Source organism: Cellulosilyticum sp. WCF-2 (assembly GCF_003990395.1).
Classification (GTDB): Bacteria; Bacillota; Clostridia; order Lachnospirales; family Cellulosilyticaceae; genus Cellulosilyticum; species Cellulosilyticum lentocellum.
The window spans coordinates 119,735-132,131 of record NZ_CP034675.1; the positions used below are offsets into that span (position 1 = coordinate 119,735).

10 protein-coding genes are annotated in these 12,397 nt (G+C 30.5%); all 10 read right to left on the bottom strand.

Annotated elements, in window-relative coordinates; all coding sequences use genetic code 11:
* Entirely contained in the window at positions 1-1,935 is a 1,935-nt protein-coding gene (locus tag EKH84_RS00430; RefSeq protein ID WP_127064658.1) for a glycosyltransferase family 4 protein, read from the bottom strand.
* Between the two features lie 41 nt (positions 1,936-1,976).
* Positions 1,977-3,377: an FkbM family methyltransferase gene (locus tag EKH84_RS00435; protein ID WP_127064659.1), complete on the bottom strand. Its 1,401-nt coding sequence runs from the start codon at positions 3,375-3,377 to the stop codon at positions 1,977-1,979.
* A 76-nt stretch (positions 3,378-3,453) separates the two neighbouring features.
* A complete protein-coding gene (locus EKH84_RS00440; protein ID WP_190283435.1) occupies positions 3,454-5,925 on the bottom strand; it encodes a glycosyltransferase in 2,472 nt (823 codons plus the stop codon).
* Between the two features lie 12 nt (positions 5,926-5,937).
* Positions 5,938-6,507 (bottom strand): dTDP-4-dehydrorhamnose 3,5-epimerase, encoded by a 570-nt coding sequence (gene rfbC / locus EKH84_RS00445; RefSeq protein WP_127064661.1) that lies wholly within the window; start codon positions 6,505-6,507, stop codon positions 5,938-5,940.
* The gene (gene rfbD / locus EKH84_RS00450) at positions 6,494-7,399 is read right to left on the bottom strand and encodes a dTDP-4-dehydrorhamnose reductase (protein WP_127064662.1); all 906 of its coding nucleotides are present in this window, start codon (positions 7,397-7,399) and stop codon (positions 6,494-6,496) included. Before rfbD ends, rfbC begins: the two co-directional genes overlap by 14 nt.
* Before the next feature lie 15 nt (positions 7,400-7,414).
* Positions 7,415-8,293, bottom strand: coding sequence for a glucose-1-phosphate thymidylyltransferase RfbA (rfbA, locus tag EKH84_RS00455; RefSeq protein WP_127064663.1), 879 nt, complete (start codon positions 8,291-8,293; stop codon positions 7,415-7,417).
* Between the two features lie 10 nt (positions 8,294-8,303).
* Complete coding sequence (locus tag EKH84_RS00460; protein WP_127064664.1) at positions 8,304-9,608, bottom strand: ABC transporter ATP-binding protein; 1,305 nt, start codon at positions 9,606-9,608, stop codon at positions 8,304-8,306.
* 17 nt (positions 9,609-9,625) lie between these two features.
* The gene (locus EKH84_RS00465; protein ID WP_127064665.1) at positions 9,626-10,402 is read right to left on the bottom strand and encodes an ABC transporter permease; all 777 of its coding nucleotides are present in this window, start codon (positions 10,400-10,402) and stop codon (positions 9,626-9,628) included.
* A 5-nt stretch (positions 10,403-10,407) separates the two neighbouring features.
* On the bottom strand, positions 10,408-11,340 hold the full coding sequence (locus EKH84_RS00470; protein ID WP_127064666.1) for a GDP-mannose 4,6-dehydratase: 933 nt from the start codon (positions 11,338-11,340) through the stop codon (positions 10,408-10,410).
* A gap of 16 nt (positions 11,341-11,356) precedes the next feature.
* Positions 11,357-12,388, bottom strand: coding sequence for a GDP-mannose 4,6-dehydratase (gene gmd / locus EKH84_RS00475; RefSeq protein ID WP_127064667.1), 1,032 nt, complete (start codon positions 12,386-12,388; stop codon positions 11,357-11,359).
* Positions 12,389-12,397 lie beyond the last annotated feature (9 nt).

Below are 12,397 nucleotides of genomic sequence, written 5' to 3' on the forward strand. Positions count from 1 at the left end.
CTAATTTTTAAAACAATATCTCTTTGCATAAGCAACCGTTTTAGATAAATTCAATAACTCCTCATATCTTACACTGGTATTATTGCCTAGAAAGTTTATTATTTTTTCTATTACATCATTCCCTACTATGTTAAACTCTTCATTAACTAAATTAACTAATCTTATACTTGAATCTTCAATTATACATGAACTATCGCTTATACCCTCCAAAATATTCACTATCGTTTTATGAATACTTTGTTGAAGTATTTCTTTTTTATTTAGATTATTATGCACAATTATTACATCTGAATATTCAGTCACAAAGTTTTTACCAAATAAATATGGCGGGATTTTATTATATGAACTACTTATATACTCTTTAAAAAATCTGTTTTTTAACTCATCTAATTCTAGTTCATCTTTTGCTTCTTTTATTATTTGCAAATATGGAATAGGTAGATATAAATCATGTGTATCGATGAAGCCTCTATAATAGTAAATATAAGGTAACATAAAAGCGCATTCTTTATGATTAGCTATTATATAAATAATCTTATCAAAATTTGCAGGGTAAAATTCACTACAATTTTTTATTCTTTTTTCATCTATATATTCTGTGCACCCTAAATTATCAGTAAATATTTGTATATTATTTTTTTTATTACTTTCTTTTATTATATAACTTACATACTCATCAAATAATACATTTTTAGTTGTCCCGGGTAAAAATATCGCAATTGAATCTCTAGTTAATTTAATTGTCTGTTTTTCCTCTGACTCTATTTTACAGAATACTTGTTTAGTCAGCTCAGCTGTTCTTTTCCAAGTATATTGGCTAGCTCTAGCAAAACCCAAATCTACATATTTTGCAAGATCATCAGAATTTAAAGCTTCTTCTAATTTTGATTCTATTACCGTTATGTCAAAAGGATCTACTAAAAATGCCGCTCCTTCAGCAATCTCTCCTAAACTCGAATTTTGCGATGTCAATACGGGTGTTCCACATTTCATTGCTTCAATAACAGGTAATCCAAAACCTTCATATTTTGAAGGAAATGCCATTATTTTAGCTCCATTATATAATAATATCAATTCTTCTTCTGTTACAAAATTAGTAAATATAACTCTATGACCTACATTCTTACTGATGGCTAAAGTTTGATGTGCTTCCATAATATGGGGGCTCATTTTACATACAATAACTAATTGAAACTTATTAATTAATTCTTTAGGTAATTTAGAGTAGGCAATAATTAGTCCATCAATATTTTTTCTAAAATCTTCTCCACCAGTACACATAATATACTCATCTTTAATTCCATATTGTGTGTATAATTTCATTTTATCATTTTCTAAAATTGGTATTTTTTTAAACTTATCACTTACACCCGTGGAAATGTTGCTAATTACACACTCTTCAATTTGCAAATACTCTATTAGATCCCTTTTTACACTCTCTGATATTGCAAATAAATAATCACTTTGCTCAATAAACTCTATACATTTTATAAACCATTTACGTACATTTTTATCCATTAAATATTCTTTTTGAAAAATATAAGGTATAATGTCATATACTGTAACAATAACTTTTGTTTCTTTAAACACCTTACTATCATATTCAAATAAAGGATTAAATGTATATGTAAGCCAGAATAAATCTATGTTATTTTCTCTAATAAAGTTGAAATAAATATTATTCATAACATCTTTATATGATTTATTATAATACAGTTCATTATTTTCACCAGTATAAAAATAAAAACTCTTTACATTATCACCATATTCTAATAGTTGTTTTAAATCTATGTCTTCAAATAAATTTAACAGGTAATAATTATTATGTACATCTTGTTGAAATAACTCTTTTAATTGATCAAATACATAATTTCCTATTCCTCTATTTCTTATTGGTGGAGCTAATAGCCCACCTAAATCAATAGCTATGTTCACTTTACTAACTTCCTCTCCGTTTTGTTTTATTTAAACATAGATTAATTAAATTGTGTTCTATCGACATTATTTGAGAAGGCCGCATCTATAAAAATCGAATTAATTCCTGTAAATGCATATTCATTATACCCTTGTTCTTTGATATACTGTACTATTTGCTGATTCTTAGTAGAATACATCAACTCATTTCCAAATTCTATCATTTCTACAACAATTAATATTGGCCTATACTTAGAGAAATCTATACTTTTTATGATATCCATATCCTCACCTTCAATATCAATATTTAATATTTCTGGTGCTTTTCCTTTATTATACTTTTCAAACAGCGTATTTATAGTAATAGTCTGTACTTTTTCTATTTTTTCAATAGAAAGGTCTGGGTTAACTTTAATAGCATCTAAAGCACCTTGATGACTCATAGTACTCATGGAACTCACATTCATAATATAAAATGGTATTTCTTCTCCATCCCTCGTATCAATGGCAAAGTTTAGTACCGTATCACCCTGTCTTTTCTTCTTTAAATTGTCAATTAATCCTGGATTGGCTTCTACAAGAATTCCTCTGCTACCCTGTTCATAAAACATATAGGTGTTATTTATTTCAATTGGGTCATTAGCTCCTAAATCTACATATGTTATATCTTTAAAATTTAGTCCCAGCATAATTACTACATAAGCTAAAATAGCATCTTCTCCTGATTGAGAATATGTCATCTTTCTAGCTAAATTAAAACTATTTCTCGATTGTGGTAACATATCAATAATAGTTTGATGTTGTTGATACATAGATACTAAATTATTAATATGTTGGAATAACTCATCTATCTTAGATGTATTCATACTTATTTTTTCATCATATCCACTAAATTTGTTTGTTTGTATTTCTAAACCTTCTTGGCACTTATCTTTTACCAGTACTTTTATACTTTCCAAGTTAGAGTTTGACATATACATCGTATTATCTAGAATAGCTTTTATTTCTTCTACACTAGTTTGTAGCATACTATATTTTTTATCCAGTTCATTATTTTCATACTTTAAAATATCTAAATCCATCTGCACACAGCGTTGCTTTTCTCTTATATTTTTTTCTTGAATAGTAATTTGTTCTTCTCTAAGATTTAATGTTTCTTGTTGCTCCTTTAACGCCTTTACAGTATTAAATGTAGCATTATTAAAATGAGTTTGTTGCTCCGGAATTGGCCTTACATACCATCTAATCAATTTTCTAATTATTTTTTTTATATACTTCGTAATTTTGTTTTTAATTCCATCATTATTTAACTGCTCTACTTGTAACGGTTGCTCTCTAAGATTCCACATTGTGTCTAAATGATACTCTATTGAATTTTTATCATACTTTTTAGGAACTGATACTTGCTCAGAAAACATTTCAAAAAGCACTTCTTGTTCTACGCTTTCAAAATTACTGTTCATAATACTCCTTTCCAATCTTTCGTATATAGTGACTTTAATATTTCTATTGTTAAAAACTAAATTCAAGTAATACTCGCTATAATACCTTTAAGTCTATAAGCCTTTGTTTTATTCTTTCTCCTACTACTTCAGGCGAAAACTGACTTCTTATTGTATCTTTCCCTCTAATAGATATGTTTTCATAATATTCCTTATCTTCATATAACTTTTTCATGTATTGTGCTGCATGCTTAGTGTCTGGATCAGCCCATTTCTGATAAGCTTTATATGGACCATAATCTTTATCTAATTGAATTAATTTATAATCTACTACACAAGAATTCTCTGCATTCATAAAATCAACATTTCCCGACCAATTCGTTGCAATAGCAGGTTTACCTAAATACATTGCTTCTGCCATAGATAAGCCGAAACCTTCAGATCTATGCAATGATATAAGTGCATCACATGAATTAATCAATGAATATACTTCATTCTGAGATAATGTTTTTGCCACAATATAAATATTTTTATATGGTTTTATCCATTCCCTTAGTTCTTCAACTTCTTTTTGATTAGCCTCTACATTATTTACTTTTAATACTAGTCCCACATTCATATCATTTACATCAAACGCTTCCAAAAAGGCTTTCACTGTTGCTTTAGGGTTCTTTCTTTCATTTATACTAAATACATCATACATTGTAATAAATAAAAATGGAGATTCAGGTAAATCAAATATACTTCTATCATTTTTTATCTCTTCTAAATTCATATTAATAGACAATGGTACATAATATACTGGCTTTGTTGACTTCTTTGATACAGCATTAAATGTAAATTTAGATGTTACCCAAATCTCATCTAACTCTTCAAATGAGCCTACCCATTCATCAGGAAAATCTGGTAACTCCCAATACCATAACCCTATGTTATATCTGTTTTTCCAATTTTCATTTCCTACATACTGCTTAGTAACAGGAACCATGTCTGCATTATAACACCATAATGTTGCACAACGTGAAAACTTATCAGATAATATATTATCATATGTTATATCATTACATTTATGTGGAATAGGTATATTAGAATTGATTATATTTAAAGGGATACCAACACTTTGCGCAGCATTTATGAAAATTCTAGCCGAATGAGCCGTCCCGAATTCACCTTTTATAAATCCTGTAATATTTAATCCTGGTAAAAGTATTTCATCTTTTGCTTTCAGGTTTGTCACTTTATTACCAATACTAACTTGGGGTAATACTCTTGCTTCTTCCCATTGTTTATACATAAAAGTATTCCTAATACAAGGTGCAAGCATAGTATATATACTATTTTTAATTCTAACCTTAAAAGTGTCTGAAATTGGTAATATATGATAAGTTCCCCTAACAACCCTTTTAATTATTTTTTTAGCTTTAGATTTATCGGATACCTGCTGATTATTTTTGCCTTCTTGAATTTTATTAGTTTCTATCTCATTCTTTTCTGCTTCTTTTTTATACCAACTATAATAGCAGTTTATGTCGTCATTTACCAGAAACGGGTTTGTATACTTGAACTTATCCCATATTTCTATATTATTTCTTAAAACCAGTCTGTGCTGATCTGTAATAACTTCTCCATTAGAAAAATAATTATAAATGAACTTATAATCTTTATCGTTTGTATATTCTTCTTCTGATAAAATATTCTGTTCATGATACCATTGCGCTAAATTTTTTAAACATTTATCTTTTCTCCCCTGAACCGAATACCAGTCATTCATTTCATTTTTAAATCCTTCATGTTTTGCCGTCTCCCAGTAAGAAAAATGGAAAAACTTAAGTTTTTCTCCATTAACAAAATAATCTCCCTGCTCATCTTGTGTGATACTTCTTGTAGGATAGTTCCACCTAGCCACATTATATCCAGGAGATTTCAATATCTTTATATTCTCAAATAACACTGGAAGTAAACTGCACCATTTTTGATCAGCATATAACCCCCTCATAAAATTGTGAGTACTGTAATCATCATAGCAATATTCAACTAATCTATCTCTCCAGTAGCGAGCTATTTCTAGCCCATTTCTGCTATTTTTAACAGCAATAAACCCTAAATTATACAATCCCGCAGTTAATAATGGATGCTCTAGGTTCATAATATCTTCACTTGATGTTGCCGGCTGAGTTATATGCGGAGTTAGAGCTGCATCATATTCATCTAAAATCTCTTCTATTTCGTCTAACTTGTCAAATACTGCAATATCAGGATCAAGATAAATTACCTTTTCTGCTCCTTGTATCTCAAATAAATCTAGTATAGCCTGTCCTTTTACTGCTGTACAAATTTCCCTAATTGTATGTTTAAAAATCCACAAATCTAAATTTTCAACCGGTAATTTTAAATCTTGTATAGTCAAAATTAAATCAAATGGCGTTATACCAGTCTTCCATTGCTCAGGTAACTTATCACATAATACAAGGCATACTTTAGCATTTGGATTATGTGCTTTTATTGTTTTAGCTAAGATTCTAGCCCTCGGAATATATGCACAGTTTACACTAGTATAGTAATATGTCAATTCCATCCCTCCTTACTCTTTTTCTTGATATCTATATAAATATTTTTTTTCGATACTACATAAATAGGGAAGATTTTTATCTTTATCTGATAATATTAATTCCTCTGTTTCCCAATCAATGTTTAATTGCGGATCATTGTACCGTATCCCCAATTCATATTCCGGTAAAAACTCTTCATCCACCTTATACTGAATTTCACTTTGGTCTGTTAAAGATAATATAGCATGTGCTAGACCTTTGGGCATATATAATTGTCTAAAATTATCTCTAGATAATTCTACTTTTTCTACTTTGAGATAAGTTGGAGAATCTATTCTTATATCAACTACCACATCCAATACTTTACCATATGTGCATCTCAATAATTTAGTCTGCGCCTTAGGATATGCCTGGAAATGTATTCCTCTTAATGTATTCTTTTTATAACTAAAAGAATGATTATCTTGTATAAACTTGTCTTTAATCCCTAAATTATATAATTTAGTTTCTGAATAACTCTCAACAAACCACCCTCTTGCATCTTGAAATACCTCCGGTTCAATTATCAACATTCCATCTATGCCTGTATTAATTATCTGCATTTTCACCCTCCTCTATGATAAGCTTAATATATGAACTTAATGCACTCTGCCAATCTCTCATATCATCACCAATAGTATTACGTAACATCATATTATCAAGTACTGAATAATATGGCCTAGGAGCTTTCCCACCATATTCAGTTGTAGTACATCCGTACACTCTGCATTTCATTTTTGAACTCTCAATAATCTGACAAGCAAATTCATACCATGAACAGCTTCCATTATTAGTACAATGAAATACTCCATAGTATTCTGTTAGGGCTAATTTCAGAATATGAAATACCAAATCATTCGCACTTGTCGGACTTCCTATTTGGTCATTAATTACCTTCAATTGTTCTCGCTCACTACCTAACTTCCTAATAGTTTTAACGAAATTCTTTCCATACTTTCCATATAGCCAAGCTGTTCTTACTATAAAAAACTTAGAACAAAATATTTTTATATACTCTTCTGCTAATAATTTAGACTTTCCATATGTATTTACTGGATTACACTTTTCTAGTTCGCAAATCGGGCTATAAAATCCATCATTTCCAAAAACATAATCTGTAGAAATATGGACTAACTTGGCATTAAATGTTTCGGACAAAACCGCTAGATTTTTTGCTCCCAGTGAATTTACTCTAAAGGTATCCTCTACCTTCTCTTCACATATATCAGCTGTTGCAATAGCCGCACAATTAATCACTATATTGGGAGTATGCTTTTGAAAAAATAATTTTACTTTCTCGTAATTTGATATATCTAACTCTTGCTTATTAGCACTAATCACTTCACAGTTTTTATATTCTTCTGGTATTGTTCCTAATTCACATTCACCTTTTTGTATTGCAGTGACAATCTCTTTTCCTAATTGTCCATCCGCTCCTGTTATTAGAACCTTCATTTATAACCTCCACGCTTAAAAATTATCAGCTACACTTTGAAGATATTGACCATATTCTGTGCTCTTTAGCCTACTAGCGAGCTTTATTAATTGGTTCTTATCAATAAATCCTTGTCTATATGCTATCTCTTCCAGACACGCCACATATAGGCCTTGCCTACTTTGTATTGCCTCAACGAAGTTCGAAGCTGCCAACATTGATCTATGAGTTCCTGTATCAAGCCATGCTAATCCTCTTCCCAGTAATTCAACATTTAGCTTTTCAGCTTTTAGATACGTCTTATTAATATCAGTTATTTCTATTTCTCCTCTTAAAGATGGAGTAATATTTTTTGCTATTTTAATTACTTCATTATCATAAAAATAAAGACCCGGAACTGCGTAGTGTGATTTAGGTTTATTAGGCTTTTCTTCTAATGAAATAACTCTATTATATTCATCAAACTCCACTACACCAAATTCTTGTGGGTTATTAACATAACACCCAAATATTTTTGCGCCACCTTCATTTATAATATCAGATTTTGCTTTTAATAGAATCTTAGTAAAGCCATATCCAAAAAATAAATTATCTCCTAATACTAAACAAACACTATCATCACCTATAAATTGTTCACCTATTATAAAAGCCTCTGCTAGTCCTCTTGGCTCTTCTTGTACAGCATATTCTATGTTTAAACCCAATTCTTGACCATCATTAAATAACGCCTTAAAAACCTCAATATCCCTAGGTGTAGAAATAATAAGTATTTCCTTAATGCCTGCAAGCATTAGAGTAGATACTGGATAATAAATCATAGGCTTATCATAAATAGGTAATATTTGCTTTGATACTGCAAGTGTACATGGATATAATCTTGTGCCTGCTCCTCCTGCTAAAATAATTCCTTTCATTTTTTTCTCCTTATAATTTATTTTTATTTCCTAAATCCAGGCTAACCTCTTGATTATCGATTTTAAATTTATGTGGCATCCTATATATACCTATATCAGGTATCTCGGAATACATTTTAAAATGGGCTATATCAAAATAATGATCATAACTTGTTTTTTCATCTATAGAGTCTACAGCAATACCAATTGCATATTCACCTGAAAGTAATTGTAACTTTTCAATCTCAATTTCTATTACTCCTTGTTGTTTTAAAGGGATTTTTTTAAACCCCTCCCTTGCTGTATTAGTCCCGTAAATATGTGCTTCTCCTAACTTACTAATTTCAAATCCTATATTCGGAAATAATTTATCATATCCGTCTCTGCACTTATATGTAGCTACTAATGTCATCTTTTCTCCTGTGCAAAACGTTCTTTTGTCTTCTCCATCTTTGTTTAATAATTTTATGCTTGTAAAGACAAGTTCTCCAGTTCCATGGTGTACCCCTAGATGCTTTATCTGCTCTTCCGCTAAAAGGCTCTCATTTTTCTCATCATCCTCTTTATTCTCATAGGCATCTTTATTTATTTCATTAGCAAAACGTGTTTCTGCCATAAATTCTAAATAATTTCTTTCAACTTTTCTTGATTCTCCCTGCGTTACAATAGAGCCATGGTCAAACCAAATGGCATAATCGCATAGCTTATCTATTGTAGCCATATCATGTGTAACCAGTATTATAGTAACTCCTGACATTTTTAAGTCATAAATCTTGGCCGCACATTTTGCTTGAAAATTCATGTCCCCTACACCTAGTATCTCATCTACTAATAATATCTCCGCATCAACATGTATCGCTACTGAGAATGCTAGTCTAGCATACATTCCCGATGAGTATGTTCGCACAGGATTGTCTATAAACTCTCCAAGCTCAGAAAATTCTATTATTTGTGGTAACCTTTTTTCTACCTCTTCTTTATTTAAACCAAATATAGTGGCATTTGTATATATGTTTTCCCTACCAGTTAACTCAGGATGAAAACCTGCACCTAGCTCAATTAAACTAGATACCTTTCCTTTTATAGTAACTTCACCTTCATTAGGAAACATTGTACGATTAATAATCTTTAGCATCGTACTCTTACCACATCCATTTTGTCCTATAAAACCTACTGTACTTCCTTTCTTTACATCAAACGATACATTCCTTAAGGCATAAAACTCTTTATAATTCCTTTTTTTCTTTTTTACAATTTTTTCTTTCATTGTCTCTGGCCTATCTGAATATATTCTAAACATTTTAGAAACATTTTTTATACTTATAATATTATCCATATCTCTTTATCACCCACCTACAAAATCTCAGCAAATCCTTTCTGCAATTTAGAAAACACAGTATAACCTAATCCAAAAATAACAAATGACATTATTAAAGAATAAGAAATTTGTTGAATGTCAAGCCCATTTCCATAATATAAAACTTCTCTATATGCAGTAATAAAACCTGTCATTGGATTTAATTTCAATATTGTTCCAAAAGACTCTGGCATCATATTAATATCATATATAACTGGAGTCATAAAATATATTGCTAAAACTAATATTCCTATAATGTGCTCCACATCTCTAAAATACACATTTAGGCTTGAAATCAGCATACTAAATCCTAAACACATTATCATTTGAAATATAAATAAAAAGGGTAACCATAATATGTTCCATGTAATAGGTATTTTAAATAAAATTAACATTGGAAATACTATTAAATAACTATAGAACATATTAATCAACCCACTTATTGTAAATGAAATAGGGATAACCTCTCTAGGAAAGTATATTTTTGTTACAAGATTGCTATTGCCTATTATTATGCTAGCACTACCCTGAAGACACGATGTAAAATAACTCCATGGAATTAAAGCTACAAATAGAAACATTGAGTAGTTATCTTGAGAAAATTTCATTATCTGTGGAAAAATTATCGAATATACTATTAATTGCAATAATGGATTGACAAATGTCCATAAAAATCCTAAAAAAGAACCTTTATATCTTGTATTTAAATCTTTTTTTACAAAGCTTTTTATCATTTCTTTGTAAGCAATAATTTCTTTTAACCTTTTTAACATACGTATTACTCTCCCTTTGTTCTCCAGTATTCCAATATAGATTCTAATGTATCATCTATAGAATTTATTGGTTTCCAACCTACATGTTCCCTAATCTTGGAATTATCACACTGTATTATCGGTATATCTATAGGGCGTAATTTATTTTCATCAATCTCTACCCTTATAGGAGATGTTGATTTTTTTATTAACTCATCTAGTATATACTTTATTTTAATCGGTTTGCCAGAACCAATATTATAAACTTCACCTATATGCCCTTGGTTTATAAGCAAATGGTATCCACGTACAATATCTCGTACATCTGTAAAATCTCTATAAGCTTCTAAGTTACCTACTCTAATAATAGGATCGGCACCTCTTTCAATCTCTGCGACTTTACTTGCAAAATCTGCAACCACGAAATTTTTTCCTTGCCTTGGCCCTATATGATTAAAGGCCCTTACCATAACAATCTTCATTCCATATGACTTAACATACAGGCTAGCAATTTGCTCTTGTGTCATCTTACTAATACCATAAGGGCTAACAGGCTTTAAAGTCTTTTCTTCTTTAATAGGACATTCTTCTGCTTTAATAAACCCATATTGATCACTAGAACCAATCACCAATACTTTAGTATCTATGCAATGTTTTCTTATAGCTTCTAATAAATGTATCGTCCCATTAACATTAATATTCATAGTTAATACGGGCTTATCCCAAGATAGCCCTACTGCACTTTGTCCTGCTAAGTGATAAATCACATCAGGTCTAATTTCTTGTATAACATTTATTACGTTTTGTTCATCCAATAGATTCATCTTATAAACCTGTATGGCCTCGTTTTTATATTTAGGTAAAATAGTGGTTCCAAAAACCTCATCACCTTGTTCTAAAAGATGGTTTGTAAGGTAGTACCCTACGAAACCATCTACTCCAGTTATAAGTGCTCTCATCTTTTTCTCCTAGCTCTTATAGGTTATTATATTTAATTTCTTTAGCTACAAGTTCCACATCATTTTTAACCATTCTTTCTACAAGCTCGGCAAATGATATTTTTCTTTCCCAGCCTAATGCCTTTTCTGCTTTAGTTGCATCACCAAGTAGGATTTCCACTTCAGCTGGTCTAAAGAATATTGGATTAATCTTAACGATTGTTTTACCAGTTGCTTTATCAATACCAATCTCTTCTACACCTTCTCCTTGCCATTCTACATCGATGTCTACAGTTTTAAAAGCAATTTCTACGAATTCACGTACTGTTCGTGTTTCATTGGTCGCAATAACATAATCATCGGCCTTATCTTGTTGAAGCATGAGCCACATAGCTTCTACATAGTCTTTTGAGTGGCCCCAGTCACGCTTTGCATCCATGTTTCCAAGCTCTAAGTGATCTTGAATACCATGTTTGATACGTGCTACTGCATCAGTAATCTTACGTGTAACGAATTCTTTCCCACGTCTTTCTGATTCATGATTAAATAATATACCTGAACAAGCATATAAGTCATAGCTTTCTCTATAGTTTTTAGTAATCCAGTGACCATATAGTTTAGCAACACCATATGGACTTCTTGGATAAAATGGTGTTGTTTCTTTTTGAGGGGTTTCTTGAACAAGGCCAAACATTTCACTTGTAGAAGCTTGATAGAATCTTGCTTCTGGTTTTACAGTTCTAATTGCCTCAAGCATGTTTGTTACACCTACACCATCGATTTCTGCTGTTGCAATTGGTTGTTCCCATGAAGTTGCAACAAAAGATTGTGCTGCTAAGTTATATACTTCATCAGCTTGTGAAATTCTCATTGCATTAATAAGAGAGATAGCATCTGTCATATCTGCATAAATAAATTTAATTTTATCTTTAATATGTTCCACATTGCCATAGTCCACAACACTCTTTCTTCTCATGATGCCATATACTTCATAGCCTTTTTCTAATAATAACTCTGCTAAATATGATCCATCTTGTCCATTGATTCCTGTAATTAATGCTTTTTTCATTTTTGATAC

What these genes read in the sequence shown, in the direction of transcription:
- EKH84_RS00435 (WP_127064659.1), bottom strand. Translation starts at nt 3,377, where the DNA reads ATGAACAGTAATTTTGAAAGCGTAGAACAAGAAGTGCTTTTTGAAATG.
- rfbC (WP_127064661.1), bottom strand. Translation starts at nt 6,507, where the DNA reads ATGCAGATAATTAATACAGGCATAGATGGAATGTTGATAATTGAACCG.
- rfbD (WP_127064662.1), bottom strand. Translation starts at nt 7,399, where the DNA reads ATGAAGGTTCTAATAACAGGAGCGGATGGACAATTAGGAAAAGAGATT.
- rfbA (WP_127064663.1), bottom strand. Translation starts at nt 8,293, where the DNA reads ATGAAAGGAATTATTTTAGCAGGAGGAGCAGGCACAAGATTATATCCA.
- EKH84_RS00460 (WP_127064664.1), bottom strand. Translation starts at nt 9,608, where the DNA reads ATGGATAATATTATAAGTATAAAAAATGTTTCTAAAATGTTTAGAATA.
- EKH84_RS00465 (WP_127064665.1), bottom strand. Translation starts at nt 10,402, where the DNA reads ATGTTAAAAAGGTTAAAAGAAATTATTGCTTACAAAGAAATGATAAAA.
- EKH84_RS00470 (WP_127064666.1), bottom strand. Translation starts at nt 11,340, where the DNA reads ATGAGAGCACTTATAACTGGAGTAGATGGTTTCGTAGGGTACTACCTT.
- gmd (WP_127064667.1), bottom strand. Translation starts at nt 12,388, where the DNA reads ATGAAAAAAGCATTAATTACAGGAATCAATGGACAAGATGGATCATAT.